This is a genomic window from Brachybacterium sp. AOP29-B2-41, from assembly GCF_052378395.1.
Classification (GTDB): Bacteria; Actinomycetota; Actinomycetes; order Actinomycetales; family Dermabacteraceae; genus Brachybacterium.
In genome coordinates this window covers 194,179-207,097 of sequence record NZ_JBQSXR010000001.1, presented here as the reverse complement: position 1 = coordinate 207,097, position 12,919 = coordinate 194,179, and the positions used below count along the sequence as shown (strand labels likewise).

At 71.3% G+C, this 12,919-nt stretch carries 13 protein-coding genes; 4 read left to right on the top strand and 9 right to left on the bottom strand.

Annotation, left to right across the window (positions count from 1 at the left end; translation table 11 throughout):
* Window positions 1-37 precede the first annotated feature (37 nt).
* Complete coding sequence (locus ACT3T9_RS00990; RefSeq protein ID WP_444605772.1) at window positions 38-868, top strand: hypothetical protein; 831 nt, start codon at window positions 38-40, stop codon at window positions 866-868.
* Here ACT3T9_RS00990 and ACT3T9_RS00985 read toward each other — a convergent pair.
* A complete protein-coding gene (locus ACT3T9_RS00985) occupies window positions 846-2,252 on the bottom strand; it encodes a DUF2079 domain-containing protein (RefSeq protein WP_444605771.1) in 1,407 nt (468 codons plus the stop codon). The two genes, ACT3T9_RS00990 and ACT3T9_RS00985, sit on opposite strands and share 23 nt — an antisense overlap.
* A gap of 161 nt (window positions 2,253-2,413) precedes the next feature.
* Here ACT3T9_RS00985 and ACT3T9_RS00980 point away from each other — a divergent pair, with 161 nt between their 5' ends.
* Complete coding sequence (locus ACT3T9_RS00980; protein WP_444605770.1) at window positions 2,414-3,247, top strand: hypothetical protein; 834 nt, start codon at window positions 2,414-2,416, stop codon at window positions 3,245-3,247.
* Between the two features lie 145 nt (window positions 3,248-3,392).
* Here ACT3T9_RS00980 and ACT3T9_RS00975 read toward each other — a convergent pair whose 3' ends face one another.
* Window positions 3,393-3,995, bottom strand: coding sequence for an LURP-one-related/scramblase family protein (locus ACT3T9_RS00975; RefSeq protein ID WP_441443393.1), 603 nt, complete (start codon window positions 3,993-3,995; stop codon window positions 3,393-3,395).
* 42 nt (window positions 3,996-4,037) lie between these two features.
* On the opposite strand from ACT3T9_RS00975, the gene ACT3T9_RS00970 reads away from it, so the two are divergent.
* Window positions 4,038-4,577, top strand: coding sequence for an arsenic metallochaperone ArsD family protein (locus ACT3T9_RS00970; RefSeq protein ID WP_441443392.1), 540 nt, complete (start codon window positions 4,038-4,040; stop codon window positions 4,575-4,577).
* Between the two features lie 5 nt (window positions 4,578-4,582).
* Here the strand turns inward: ACT3T9_RS00970 and msrA are convergent, their stop codons facing one another.
* Window positions 4,583-5,275 (bottom strand): peptide-methionine (S)-S-oxide reductase MsrA, encoded by a 693-nt coding sequence (gene msrA, locus ACT3T9_RS00965; protein ID WP_444605769.1) that lies wholly within the window; start codon window positions 5,273-5,275, stop codon window positions 4,583-4,585.
* A 236-nt stretch (window positions 5,276-5,511) separates the two neighbouring features.
* Here msrA and ACT3T9_RS00960 point away from each other — a divergent pair, with 236 nt between their 5' ends.
* Complete coding sequence (locus tag ACT3T9_RS00960) at window positions 5,512-7,296, top strand: hypothetical protein (protein ID WP_444605768.1); 1,785 nt, start codon at window positions 5,512-5,514, stop codon at window positions 7,294-7,296.
* 31 nt (window positions 7,297-7,327) lie between these two features.
* Here ACT3T9_RS00960 and ACT3T9_RS00955 read toward each other — a convergent pair whose 3' ends face one another.
* Genes ACT3T9_RS00955 through ACT3T9_RS00930 form a run of 6 tightly spaced genes read right to left on the bottom strand, consistent with a single transcriptional unit; the run spans window position 7,328 to window position 12,884 of the window.
* The gene (locus ACT3T9_RS00955; RefSeq protein WP_441443389.1) at window positions 7,328-7,879 is read right to left on the bottom strand and encodes a hypothetical protein; all 552 of its coding nucleotides are present in this window, start codon (window positions 7,877-7,879) and stop codon (window positions 7,328-7,330) included.
* Window positions 7,879-9,216 carry a DUF58 domain-containing protein gene (locus tag ACT3T9_RS00950; protein WP_444605767.1) on the bottom strand — a complete coding sequence of 446 codons (1,338 nt, stop codon included), beginning with the start codon at window positions 9,214-9,216 and terminating at the stop codon, window positions 7,879-7,881. The genes ACT3T9_RS00955 and ACT3T9_RS00950 overlap by 1 nt, the downstream gene beginning before the upstream one ends.
* Window positions 9,213-10,235 (bottom strand): AAA family ATPase, encoded by a 1,023-nt coding sequence (locus ACT3T9_RS00945; protein WP_444605766.1) that lies wholly within the window; start codon window positions 10,233-10,235, stop codon window positions 9,213-9,215. Before ACT3T9_RS00945 ends, ACT3T9_RS00950 begins: the two co-directional genes overlap by 4 nt.
* Window positions 10,235-10,738, bottom strand: a complete 504-nt coding sequence (locus ACT3T9_RS00940) for a hypothetical protein (protein ID WP_444605765.1) — start codon at window positions 10,736-10,738, stop codon at window positions 10,235-10,237. Before ACT3T9_RS00940 ends, ACT3T9_RS00945 begins: the two co-directional genes overlap by 1 nt.
* On the bottom strand, window positions 10,735-11,601 hold the full coding sequence (locus ACT3T9_RS00935) for a DUF4129 domain-containing protein (RefSeq protein ID WP_444605764.1): 867 nt from the start codon (window positions 11,599-11,601) through the stop codon (window positions 10,735-10,737). The genes ACT3T9_RS00940 and ACT3T9_RS00935 overlap by 4 nt, the downstream gene beginning before the upstream one ends.
* On the bottom strand, window positions 11,598-12,884 hold the full coding sequence (locus ACT3T9_RS00930; RefSeq protein ID WP_444605763.1) for a THUMP-like domain-containing protein: 1,287 nt from the start codon (window positions 12,882-12,884) through the stop codon (window positions 11,598-11,600). Before ACT3T9_RS00930 ends, ACT3T9_RS00935 begins: the two co-directional genes overlap by 4 nt.
* Window positions 12,885-12,919 lie beyond the last annotated feature (35 nt).

Genomic DNA, 12,919 nt, shown 5'->3' with positions numbered 1-12,919 from the left:
AGCCGAACACAGGACGGCACAGTCAGGGAGAGCATCGATGGGGTCTGGGTCGAGCAGGCGACGCGCCACCGGAATTCGCAGCAGCGCAGCGCTGACGACCCATCAGGGCCTGCTGCGCGCCCTGGCGATCGCCAGCATCGTCGGGGTCGGCACGGTGACCGGTTTCGGCGCTGCCGGGATGGGACCGCTCTCCGCCCTCGCCGGTGATTCCGGGGAGAGCCCCGTCGAGCTCCCTGCCGAGACGGAGTCCGCGACTCCGGAACCCTCGGACGGCGGCGGCGCCCCGACCCCGACCGGCACGACGATCGCCCCGGTGGAGACCGAACCGGCCGACGTGGTCACGCCGACGGAGACCGAGAGCACCCCTGCCGAGGAGACGCAGCCGGCACCCACCGAGCCTGCCGAGGAGGACTCCGGGCGCGAGACCGAGGACGGTCGCGGCAGCGACTCCTCCGGCAGTGACTCCCGGGGTGGCAGTTCCCAGGGCGGCGGCTCTTCCGAGGGAGGTTCCCGCGGCAACGGCGGCAACGGTGGCTCCGGCAACGGCAGCAAGACCTCGCCGCCGGCCACGGAGAAGGCGCCCACGACGCGACCGACCCCGACGCCTCCGACGACTCAGACTCCAGACCCGGCCCCGACCACTCCGTCGGACCCCACGCCGGACCCCACAGAGAACGCTCCGACGTCGCCTGCGCCGAGCGAGGAACCCACAACTACTCCTGAAGATCCAGCCTCCGGCGGCGGGGGCCCCGAAGGAGGTGACGGTTCTGACGGCACCGGCGCCGCCGACGGACGCAGCGGCTCTCGCGGCGACGGCGACGAGCAGGGATCGAACCAGCAGGGCGTTACGGCCGGCACACGACGGTGAAGCCGCCGTCCTCGAACTCCATCCGGTAGTCCACGCCCCACTGCTGCAGAGCCCAGATCTGTAGATCCTGCGGAGGGCCATCGCCCCAGGAGAAGGCGTAGCGGTCGCTGAGCACGCAGTCCGGCACCCGCCTGTTGGGCCCGTGCAGCCACTGCACGTCATGATCCGGGACCGCCTGCGCCATCAGCGTGATGTCCACGGCGAGCACGGAGCCGTCGGGCACCGCCTCGAGCGCCGCCGCCGCGGGCTCCGCCCGCCAGGTCGGCTCCCACTGCTGGGGCCGCAGCACGTCGAGCACCGGCATCGCCGTACCGAGCAGCAACGTGACCGCCACGGAGGCTGCGACCGCGGTGACACGGATCCGACGCACCGGGAGCGGCGCATCCCGCCGCCACCAGGCGGTCGCGAGTCCGGTGCGACGGTCTCCGAGGGCGTCCAGCATCGCGGCCAACGCGATCGGCATCAGCACCGCGTTGTAGTGCCAGTACCAATCCCAGTAGAACTCCACGGTCCCGGTGAAGCGCCAGGCGAGCGTGGGCAGCATCAGCGCGATCAGCGGTGAGCGACCACCGATCAGACCCGCGACCAGCAGCAGCATCAGCACCGTCAGCCACTTCACCGGCGGCCAGAACACCTCCAGCGGGGAGCCCAGGTTGTCGGTGTAGTCGTACTGCCCGGCGGTGTTCAGCAGCGGCAGGATCACGAAGGTCGACAGCACGAACCATCCCGCGCCCCAGCCGGCCAGCGCCCATCCCGCACGGCGGTGACGGCGGTGCCCGCGGTATTGCAGCGCGATCAGCACCCCGAGCAGGGCGACTGTGAGCCCCAAATCCTCCTTGACCAGCACCAGCGGTGCTGCCCAGAGCACTGCGCCGAGCACTCTGCCGCGCAGCAGCGCCGTCAGGGACAGCGCCAGCAGCGGCACCGCGAAGGCGATCTCGTGGAACTGGACGGAGGCCGCGGACTGCAGCCCGAAGGAGAAGACGTACCCGCCGCCGGCGAGGGAGCCGAGCCCCGGCCCCAGGCGGTCGATCGCGAGGCGGGTCAGCGGGATCGCGGAGAGGCCGAACAGCAACGCCTGCGTCCACAGCAGCGCCTCCCCGGAGGGCCAGGCCCACCACACCGGGGCCAGCAGCACCAGCAACGGGTGGAAGTGATCGCCCAGCAGGTTCACGTCGTCGCCCTTGATGGGGACGATCGGGGCACGCAGCTCCCCGTAGGCGCGCGTGAGCTGGGTGAAGATCCCCAGGTCCCACGAGCGGGCTACCAGGTGGTGGAACTGCTGAGAGCCCAGCATCCCGTAGGCGAGGGTCGCGGCCAGGGCCAGCAGCGGGGGGACCAGCCGTCGGGAACGCCCGCCAGCCGCGCCGGTCGCGTCGGGCACACGCTCCGGGTCGGAACCCGGGCCCGTTCCTGCAATGAGCTCCGAGACGGCCGGAAAGGCAGGAGGGTTGGTCGGACGGTCCACGTCACGAGCGTATACGGCGCTCGTCCCTGCGGAGAAAAGATGCGCGGGCGTCAGCGGGGACCGCATAGGATCCGGTCATGCCCTCTCCGTCTTTTCCGCAGCTGATCTGCGCCGCTGCCGCCGCGAGTGCCGTCGGCGCGATCTCCCTCGTCGAGCACCGCCGGCTCGGCCCCTGGTCCCATGGCGCCTTCCGGGTGGGGATGGCTGCGCTCACCGGCGCCCTGGTCGCCGACTCGTCCCGTCATGATCAGGCGCTGCTGGATCCCGTGCGCGACGGGATCGTCGCCGGGGGCGTCACCCTGGGACTGATGGACCTGATCGAGCGGCTGGACGGGGCGGTGGTCGACGGACTGCGCGGAGCCGGGGTGCGGCATCCCCGGGCACTGCTGGCGACTCTGGGCGCCGTCGGCACCGCAGCGATGATCGTCGCGCCCGGTGCGTTCTCGCAGTCCGAGCGCTGGGGGACCCTCGAGGAGACGTTCGGCGAGTCCGAGAGCCGGCCGCTGCCCGAGGACGTGCAGACGCTGCTGACCGCACTGCTCACACCGCCCGAGCACACCACTGACCTCCCGGGCGCGGCTGCGCTGCGCGAGCAGCTCGCGAGCGCGCGGATCGTCGACCTCGGCTATCCGAGCAGCGATGTGCAGTTCGAGGTCGAGGACCCGCAGCGCCTCGCGGTGCCGCGCCAGCAGGTCTGGCCGCTGAGAGCAGCATTCATGCGAGACGGCTTCCGGTACGAGCTCGAGCTGCAGATCGATGACGGATGCCTCGGGATGCTCAGCGTCATGGTCCCGGACGACGAACCGCGCCACGAAGATGCCCACGAGCTGCTGTCCTCACCCGAGTTCGCACTGCCGGAGGTCTCCGAGATCACCCTGGAGCAGGAGAGCGAGCAGCCGCAGAGCAGCTGAGAGAGCAGCTGAGGGGACCGCTGCACGATGCCGCCGCCCTCTGCGTGCGGTATCGGCTCCGAGCTGCGTTCGTGGGTCGCTCTTCGCGCCTGATCCCGTCGCCTGTTCCCGTCGCGTCTGGCCGAGGCGCTCGACGAGTCGCGGCTCAGTTGTTGCGCGACTTCTTCTGCCGGATCAGGTCCAGCACGATGCAGCCGCCGATGACCGCCAGCCGCAGCTGAGGCGGCGCCGTCGGGTCCATCGCGAGCACATAGCGGCTGTGGCCGAGGAAGCCACGGGAGAGCCCGCCCCACTGCCGGGCGACCGTCGCGGCGACGAATCCCTCGACCTCGACGGTGAAGTCCATCCCCAGCATGTCCCCTTTGAGCTCGAGCGAGGGTCCGCCCACCACCGAGATCCCCACGCGCGTCGAGAAGAGCGCGAAGTGACTGATCACCTCGGCGAGCGGAGCGCCCTCGGGGGTCGAGAGCTCGAAGCGGTCGAAGCCGATGCCCGGCGGATCCTGGACGTGCAGCAGCGGTGTGCCGTCGGCGTCGGCGACATCGAGCGCGCGGCTCCCTGCGAAGAGCCGTGACACCCCGCTTCCCGAGGTCGTGACGTGCCCGATCACCTGCTCGCCGGTGGCATCGAGGATGTCGAAGTCGTTGGACATGAACCCGGTGATCTGCTGCATCACCAGGGTGTCGTGGCCGAGGAGCACGGAGCCGGGAGCTGGGTTGGGCATAGGGGTGGGTGCGGAGGAGTCCATCGCCACAGTGTGCCAGGCGTCCAGGGCGCTACCGTGGTGCTCATGAACGTTGTGGACGAGTCTGCGCAGCAGGCCGCACTGGACATCTTCCTGCCCTCCCCGCCGCCCGACGTCGAGCAGCAGGAGGCCTTCCTCGACGAGGCCGCGGCCCTCGCGCTCGCCGGCCAGCCGATCACCGTCTACCTGCAGGACGAGGACGCCTGGGCCTTCGAGGAGTGCGAGCCGGTGCGTGCGCTGCTGGAGTCCGCAGGGGAATCCGCGCTGCCGGTGACGCTGCTGGGCTTGGACATCGTGGTCAGCTCCGTCTACCCCACCACGGAGCAGATGACGCGCTTCGCCCAGGAGGGAGGTGCACCGCGGGCACCCCGCTCAGCGGCGGCGTCGGCCTGCGGACCTGGCGGTGCTCCCGGCGCGGGCGCTGTTCCGCTGCCGCGCGAGGCGGGTGGCTTCGCGGCGCAGCTGCTGGGTGTCGCCCCGGCTCCGGCACGGCCCGAGGGTGGGCCGGACATCGGCGCACGACGGAACCTCATGGGCGGGGACCACGGCGACGGGCTGCCCGGCCAGGAGGCCCCGGCCCGCTGAGTCGCTCAGAGCGAGCAGGCCACCCCGTTGAACCCGTGGTTGCAGTAGCCGCCGGGATTCTTCTCCAGGAACTGCTGCTGCTCGGGCTCCGCCGTGTAGTACACGCCGTTGCCGGCCTCGGACAGCGGTGACAGCTCGGTGGTGATGGCACCTCGCCCGGCCTCGTCAAGCGCCTGCTGATAGCACTCTGCCGAGCTGCGCACGACCTCGCCCTGCGCTGTGGACGTCCAGTACACGGCGCTGCGGTACTCGGTGCCGACGTCATTGCCCTGACGGTTGGCGGTGGTGGGGTCGTGCTGCTCCCAGAACTGTGTGAGCAGGGCGCGCAGCGTCGGCTCTCCACCGGAGTAGATGACGCGCACAGCCTCGGTGTGACCGGTCTTGGCGGAGAAGACCTCTTCATAGGTGGGATGCGGCGTATATCCGCCGGCATAGCCCGAGGAAGTGGTGTGCACGCCAGGGACCTGCCACGCGATGCGCTCGATGCCCCAGAAGCAGCCGCCGGCGAGGATGATCTCCTCGGTGCCCGCGGGCCAGGGACGCGGATCGACGGGGGAGTCCGGCCCGAGCATGTCGGTCCCGAGCACAAGGTGCTCGCGCGCGAGCGGGTAGGGATAGCGGTCGCGGCCGGGGAGGGCGTCTTCCCGCGCGACCATTTCCTTCTTGTGCCCGTACAGGAGGTCCATCATCTGCCACATGCCCCTCACGGTAGTCCTCGCCGACCTGCCGTGGAGGTCTGGAGCGACGTGGAACACCTGGGTTCCGCCCAGGGCGTGACGCACGGCGTGACCCTTCCTCCCCACCACCCCTTCGTCCACATTCGGGATGCAGACCTGGTGCTGCCACGGAGCGGAGCGCACGCTTGTTCGAACAGCACGACAGCCCCGGACACAGTCGTCCAGGACCGTGACCAGGCGTGAAGGAGGGCAGAGGCATGAGCGCCAGCGCGATGCAGTGGACCACTGACCTCGAGCTCCTTCTCGACGCTGCACCGTCCCTGGAACAGCTCCCCAGGGGGCATGACGACGCCCTCATCGATCTCATCACCGCCATGGAGCACGGCAAGGCCCGCCTCGCCGCCGTGCAGGCGCAGGCAGAGACTGTCTTTCACGACTCTCAGATCCGGGAGCAGAAGCGCCTCGGGGTGCCGCGCGATGAGCTCGGACGTGGCATCGCCGACCAGATCGGTCTCGCGCGCAGGATCGCCCCCAAGCAGGCCTCCGATGAGCTTGCGCTGCGACGGATACTCGTCACCTCGATGCCGCGCACCACTGCGCTGCTCGGCGCCGGGAAGATCAGCGAGTGGGCCGCCCACATGGTGGCGGCCAATGTGGTGGTCCTCGACGACGAGGACCGTGCCACCATCGATGCCGAGTTCGAGGCCCGGCTCCCGAAGGTCACCGCAGGCCGCGCGAGCGACATCACGCGGGCGCGGGCTATGGAGCTCGACCCTGGAGCGGCGGTGGCTCGGAACCAGCGAGCGGTCAGCGGCCGACGGGTCACGCTGCGCCCCGCCGTGGATGGGATGTCGGTGCTGCGAGCGGTCCTCCCGGTGAAGGACGGCGTCGCCAGCTTCGACGCCCTCACTCGCGCCGCCAAGGCCGCCAAGAGCGGGGGTGATCCTCGGGGGAAGGGTCAGATCATGGCCGATACGCTCGTCGAGCGGACCACCGGGGTGGAGACCGTGGACGACGTTCCGGTGGAGGTCCAGCTGCTCATGACCGATCTGACGCTGCTCGGCGAGGACGTCGAGACTGCCTGGATGGGCGGGATTCCGATCCCTGGCCCGGTCGCTCGCGACATCGCCCTCGGCACCCGCACAGCGCCCTCCCGGCGCCAGCCGGATGTGCACGAAACGCCACCGTCTGAGCTCGGAGATGAGCCTGCCGCGCTCGCCCTGCCTGCCCTGCCTGTCGACGACGCCGAATCACGCTCCGCTCACGCGCACCCTGCCGAGCTGGCCGCGTCGGATGGACCGGCACTCGCCGGTTCGCCCGAACAGCCGATAGTGCCTTCGCCGCCGACCGAGGTGACCGCAGAGCCGTCGACCACTTCACCTGCCGGCCTGCCGAACGAAGCCTCCGCAGGCCCGAAGAATGTCATGCCCGCAGCACCGTCGGCCGGTCCTCCTGAGGAAGAGCTCGAGACCAGCCCACCGGATCCCGCGACGGCCGCAACAGATTCGCGGGAGGTGACCGAGGCGAAGCGCTGGATCAGACGCCTCTACACCAACTCGCCCACGGGCGATCTGACAGAGGTGGACGGCCGCCGTCGGCTCTTCCGCGGCGAGGTCCGACGCTTCATCCTCACGCGGGACCAGCGCTGCCGCACGCCCTTCTGCGATGCCGCGATCCATGACGTCGACCATGCGCACCGCCACGCCGATGGGGGCAGCACCGACGTCGGCAACGGCGTGGGCCACTGCCAACGGTTCAACCTGGCCAAGGAGATGCCCGGATGGACCTCGACCTTGGACCCCGCCGCCGATGAGGAACCAGGTCTGCTCACCATCGAGACGCCCACCGGGCACCGATATACCTCGACCTCGCCGCTGCTGAGGCGGCTCCTCGACGGGCCCGACGGAGAGCGGGCCAGGATCCTCCCGAACGCGCCGGAGGAGTCTCAGGACGCTCAGGGCCAGACGGACGCTCAGGCCCAGCCGGACGTTCAGCAGCGCACGGAGGACGAAGCGCCGCCGGACTTTGCAGCCTCAAGGTGAGGCGGTGACCCAGTGCTCTTTCGCTGCGATCTCACCGCTCGCGGGGCAGCACCGTGATGAACAGTCCGATCGCCGCGAGCACTCCGAGCACCATCATCCAGGGACCGAGCTGCACCCCTGCGAGCCCTGCCACCAGCAGCCCGCCCAGCAGGCTCAGGACGAGCACCGGGAGCAGCCCCTTGCCGGCGAGTAACCAGGCGCTGCGGGCAAACACGCCGTGCACGGGAATCGTCGCCGCGAGGGCGAAGGCGCTGTGCGCGATCAGCAGCAGGAGCCCGATCCCGGCGGTGCGCAGCATCGAGACCTCGCCCAGGCCGAGGACTCCCAGCACGATCCCCGCCGGTGCCAGCAGCCCCAGATCGGTGTCCGGGTTGCGGAACTGGAACAGGAGCCCCAGCGCGACCGTGAGGGTGATCAGGACGGTGCCGACGTGGGTGAACAGCCCCGTGACCCCGAACAGCATCAGCAGCGCGAACACCGTCGCGGCGGTGCCGGTGATGCGCAGCAGCCACTGCGTGGCGCTCACCTTCTGCAGCTCGAGCAGCCGCTGGGCGACGGGATCGACCACCTGTCCCATCCGCATCAGGACCTCCTCATCCGGGGCGCCGTACGGGCCGCCGAGAGTGACAGCAGCACGGGGGCGAGAGAGCTCGGACCTTCCCAGGCCGTGACCGGCACACCGGCTTCGCGCAGCTCGCGCACCGTCTTCTCGCGCAGCAGGCGGCGCATCGCCCAGGCTTCGGGCCAGAACCGGTCGGAGACCTTGCCATCGATACGCAGCGGCTTCCCGTGCAGCACCGAGGTGTCGCCGATGCTCGGCGGCAGGGTGTCGACCACGATGACGTCGGCCCCATGCGAGACCAGCACTCCGATCTGCGCGATCGTGTCCCGGCTCAGCAGCGGCGTGCACACCACGGTGAGGGTGCCCGAGCGCACCGAGCGCAGGCGCCGCGCCGGGCGCAGCGCGCCGGCATCCCGGCTGGCCCGTGACAGGGCGGCGGTCAGCACGCGCAGCTGGCGGGGACCGGAGCCGGGCGGCACCGGGCCGATGAGATGACCGATGTCGAACACCGAGACGCGGTCCCCGGCGGTGAGATAGTGACGGGCGATCGCCGAGGTCGCCCGGATGGTCATGTCCAGGCAGGTGGGCGCCTCCGCATCGGACCAGGGCGCGGGAGCGATATCCGCAATGGTGTCGGTGACGATCAGGACCTCGGTGTCCTGCTCGGTGAAGGTGGCGTTGGTGTGCAGCTCGCCGGTGCGGCTGGTGACGCGCCAGTTGATGCGATGCAGGCGGTCACCGGGGCGGAAGGTCCGCACCTCGGAGAGCGCGGTGCCATCGCCGCGGCGGCGGGACAGGTGCACCCCGCTGACCCCGATCGGGGTGGGCACCTCGACGGGGGCGTCGAGCACGGTGGAGGCGGGGACCACCTGCACCTCGGCAGGGGCGAGGGTCCGCTGGGCGCGGTAGGCGCCGAGTGCGTCGGCCACCAGCACGTGCATCGGGCCCACCCGGACCTTTCCCCAGCGCTGCGCGCTGACCCGCATCTGCAGCTCCCCGTCGCCGGCGAGGGAGCCGTGGCGCGGGGCGATGTCGGCGTGGGGCGGCATCGGCAGCGTCGCCGCGGTGAGCACCCCAGGGTCCGTGCGCACGGTGACGGCTGCGGTGCCACCCTCTTCGATGCTGCGGCGGTTCACCCGCTGCTGCGGATCCACCACCGCCCGCTCCTCACCGCGCAGGGTCCGTCGAGCCAGTGCCACCAGGGCCCAGACCAGCAACGGCAGCCCGACCAGGATGATGTCGGGCCGGCCCATGACCAGGGCGAGTGCGAGGGCGGCACCGCCGATGATCGCGGCCCGCACCAGCGCCGCCGTCGGCCGGGTCCGCAGCTCGATCTGCCGTGAGTCCCCGGAGCTCACGCCGAGGCCTGGGGGACCGGTTCGACCGCTGCGGGGACCGGCACCTGCCCGAGGACCGCGTCGACCACGCCGGCGCCGGTCGCGTTCTGGAGCCACAGCTCGGGCTTGACGGTGACGCGGTGGTCCAGGGCGGGATGGGCGAGTGCCTTGATGTCCTCGGGGACCACGTAGGAGCGCCCCCGGATCACCGCGAGCGCGCGGGCACAGGTGATCAGGGCGAGGGTGCCTCGCGGTGAGGCGCCGACCAGGGCGTGCTGGTGGCTGCGGGTCGCGGCGGTGAGCTCGACCGCGTAATGACCCACCGAGTCCTCGACGTGGACATCCTCGACGGCCTGCTGCACGCCGAGCAGCCCGGCGGCATCCAGCACCTCGGGCACGATCTGCTCCTCGCGGCGGCGATCGATGCGGCGGGAGACCACCTCCCACTCCTGTGCGGCGGTGGGATAGCCGAAGGAGAGTCGCAGCAGGAAACGGTCCAGCTGCGCCTCGGGCAGGGGATAGGTGCCCTCATGCTCGATGGGGTTCGCGGTGGCGAGCACATGGAACGGGCTCGGCAGCTTCCGGGTGGTGCCCTCGACGGAGACCTGCCGCTCCTGCATCGCCTCCAGCAGCGCGGACTGGGTCTTCGGCGGGGTGCGGTTGATCTCGTCGGCCAGCAGCAGTCCGGTGAACACCGGGCCCGGACGGAACACGAACTCGCCGGTGCGCTGGTCGAACACCTCGGCGCCGGTGAGATCCGCCGGCAGCAGGTCGGGAGTGAACTGGGCACGCTTGAAGGGCAGCCCGAGCGCCTGCGCGAACGACCTCGCGGCGAGGGTCTTGCCCAGGCCCGGGAGGTCCTCGAGGAGCACGTGCCCGCCGGCGAGGATGCCGGTGAGGACCAGTTCGAGGGACTCGCGCTTGCCGACCACGGCGGTCTCGACGGCGTCCAGCACGGTGGCGGCGGCAGCGGTGGCCTCCTGGGGCGACATCGCCCGGGGCGTGAGAGCAGTGGGGGAATCAGGGGTGGGGTCGGTCATCAGTCCCTCTCCTCGCGCGAGGCGAGCTCGGTCAGGCAGCGGTGCAGGGCACGTCGGTCGATGGGGCCGACGGGATGGGTCTCGGCATCGGGGTGGCGGGCGATCTCGAGCAGCCGCTCCAGGCCCGTGCTGAGTGCGGGGGCTTCGGGGTCGCGGGCACGTTCCTCCGCGATCTCGCCGAGCGTGCGGGCGAGGCCGCGGCTGGTCATGCGGCGGCTGGGCTGGGCGCCATGGGCGAGATCCTCGAGCCGGCGCACCCGCGTGTCCTGGGCATGGGGCAGCGCGTAGTCGGCGTCGAGATCGAGTTCGGGGGCATGGAGCTGATCGGCGCGGTCAGCGCCCTCGTCGATGATCCACCAGATCGCGCCGCAGGCCAGGCCCACGGAGAACAGGATCGGCAGCGGCAGGTACAGCCCGAATAGCGTGCAGATGAAGTACAGCACCAGGGCGAGCACCACGGCGATCGCCAGCTTCACCAGCAGCGGCAGCCAGGAACGGATCATGCGTAGCCCTCCTCAGCCGGGCCGTTCCCAGCCGGGCCGTTCCCAGCCGGGCCGTTCTCCGTCGTGCCGCCGCCGAGATCCGCGGTCAGCCCGTCGAGCAGGGCGAGTGCCTCCTCGCGGTCCGACTCCACCAGGGGCTGGGGGTCGAACAGCGCCCGACGGTACAGATGTGCGAGCCGATCCAGCGCCGAACGGTCGAGGTCCAGGGCGCCGAGCACGGCGACGACGAACTCGAGCGTGGTCTGGGAGGGGGCGCGCCGCACCCCGGCCTCGGCGATCGCGCGCTCCAGCGCCAGCCAGGCCGCGATCACCGCGTCATGGGCGTCGACCACGGTGGACAGATGCGCACGGGCATCCTCGAGCGCGGCCATCGCCTGCTCGGCGGTGAGCTCATCCTCATCGGCGTATCCGGCCAGCGCAGGCGCAGGCCGGGCGAGCTTCCGCATCCGGTACGCCACCCAGATGGCGAGGGCGAGGAGGATCACACCGAGCACCACCAGGGCGATGATCAGCCCGGTGTTCGGACCGTCGGGATCCGGCGGCTGGGTGGGGAGGTCCTGGGTGGCCCAGTCCGGCTCGTTGTAGTCCTCACGAGCGGGAGCGAACTTGTACTCGCCCTCGGTCTCCCCGGTGTACACCGCGCCGGGGCCCCGGTCCGCGGCGGCGCCGAGGGCGACCAGGCCGATCGCGCCGAGGGAGACCACCAGCAGCAGCACCGCGACCAGACGGCGGTGGGCATCGACGCGGGGGGAGCTGTCCGTGCTGCGGGCAGCGTCAGCTCCGGCGTCGGCGTCGGCGTCGGCGTCGGCGTCAGCGTCAGCAGTGGTGGTGGTGCTGCTGCTGGCGCCGTTCCCGGTACTCATCGGACGGCCTCCTGCGCGGTTCCCTGGGCGGCGGGGCTCGGATGCGGGGAGGCGACGATCACGGACTGCTCCCCGCCGATGCGGGTGAGGATCAGGGTCGCGGATTCGTCGCCGAAGCGGCGCGGGCGCAGTTTGCGACGCAGCTCGTCGGGCTCCACGGCGGTGCCGCGCTTCTTGATCTCCAGAACGCCCAGGCGATGCTCCCGCAGATAGGCGGTCAGCCGCTTGAGGCCGAAGGGCATCACGTCACGCACTGTGTAGCCCCGGACGAAGGGGGTGCTCACCAGGCGGTCGCCGGTGAGATAGGCGATCGTCTCATCCAGCGTGTGGGCGCCGAGGTGCTCGGCGAGAGTGCCGATCAGTCCGGCCCGGATCACGGCGCCGTCGGGCTCGTAGAAGTGGTCCCCGACCGTGCCCGGCGTGGGATCGCCGGCGGAGTCGACGCCACGGTCCAGCCGGTGCGCACCGGCGTGATCGATGAGCAGGGCGGAGGAGAGCACTCCCTCGCGCGCGAGCGGCCCGCACCAGGCGGCGGCCTCGAGGACCTGCCCGTGGAAGGACAGCCACTGCACCTCCACCTCGCGCGGCAGCGCCTCCCGGGAGACGGCAGGGCCGAGCTTCGCGCCGAGCGGTCCCAGCTCGTCGGCGGTGCCGAGCCGTCGCGCCAGGTCCAGGACGGCGGAGAGCGGCGGCTCGTACTCCTCGGGGTCGTGCAGGCGCCGGGTGCCGCCGCGGGAGGGGGCTCGGCGGGCCGGATCCAGCCAGATGCCGTCGGTCGACGTCGGGTCGTGCTCCGCCACGTCACCCAGCTGGGCGTGCGCGTTCGGGAAGGGGCGCAGGTTCACGGTGGCCACGGCGACCGCCGCGGGATCGCGATCCACCGCCGTCACCTCGAGCCCCAGCCCCGCCATCGCCATCGAGTCACCGCCGATGCCGCAGCCGAGGTCGGCGACGCTGCCCACTGCGGCCCGCTGGAAGCGCTTGGCGTGGAGCGCCGCGATCGGCAGGCGGGTGGCCTGCTCGAGGCCGTGCGGAGTGAACAGCATGGAGGAGGCGAACTCCCCGAACTTGTCCGCAGCGCGTGCGCGCAGCCGCGACTGGGTCAGCACGGCGGAGACCAGCTCGGGGGAATGGCCCGCCTCGCGCAGCTGCGTCGAATGCCGCAGCACGTCGTCCTCACGATAGGGAGGCAGGGAGTTCAGCAGCGCCCACCCGCTGGGATGCAGCACCGGCTCCAGGGCACGGAGGGCGGCGTCGGCATCATCGGCAGAGGGCACAGACATGAGAAAAGGGTACCTGCTGGACATGTGTCCGGGCT

Bases quoted from the DNA above. Each gene is read 5' to 3' on its own strand.
- ACT3T9_RS00980 (WP_444605770.1), top strand. From the start codon at position 2,414: ATGCCCTCTCCGTCTTTTCCGCAGCTGATCTGCGCCGCTGCCGCCGCG.
- ACT3T9_RS00930 (WP_444605763.1), bottom strand. From the start codon at position 12,884: ATGTCTGTGCCCTCTGCCGATGATGCCGACGCCGCCCTCCGTGCCCTG.
- ACT3T9_RS00935 (WP_444605764.1), bottom strand. From the start codon at position 11,601: ATGAGTACCGGGAACGGCGCCAGCAGCAGCACCACCACCACTGCTGAC.
- ACT3T9_RS00970 (WP_441443392.1), top strand. From the start codon at position 4,038: ATGAACGTTGTGGACGAGTCTGCGCAGCAGGCCGCACTGGACATCTTC.
- ACT3T9_RS00960 (WP_444605768.1), top strand. From the start codon at position 5,512: ATGAGCGCCAGCGCGATGCAGTGGACCACTGACCTCGAGCTCCTTCTC.
- ACT3T9_RS00990 (WP_444605772.1), top strand. From the start codon at position 38: ATGGGGTCTGGGTCGAGCAGGCGACGCGCCACCGGAATTCGCAGCAGC.
- ACT3T9_RS00955 (WP_441443389.1), bottom strand. From the start codon at position 7,879: ATGCGGATGGGACAGGTGGTCGATCCCGTCGCCCAGCGGCTGCTCGAG.
- msrA (WP_444605769.1), bottom strand. From the start codon at position 5,275: ATGTGGCAGATGATGGACCTCCTGTACGGGCACAAGAAGGAAATGGTC.
- ACT3T9_RS00940 (WP_444605765.1), bottom strand. From the start codon at position 10,738: ATGATCCGTTCCTGGCTGCCGCTGCTGGTGAAGCTGGCGATCGCCGTG.
- ACT3T9_RS00945 (WP_444605766.1), bottom strand. From the start codon at position 10,235: ATGACCGACCCCACCCCTGATTCCCCCACTGCTCTCACGCCCCGGGCG.
- ACT3T9_RS00975 (WP_441443393.1), bottom strand. From the start codon at position 3,995: ATGGACTCCTCCGCACCCACCCCTATGCCCAACCCAGCTCCCGGCTCC.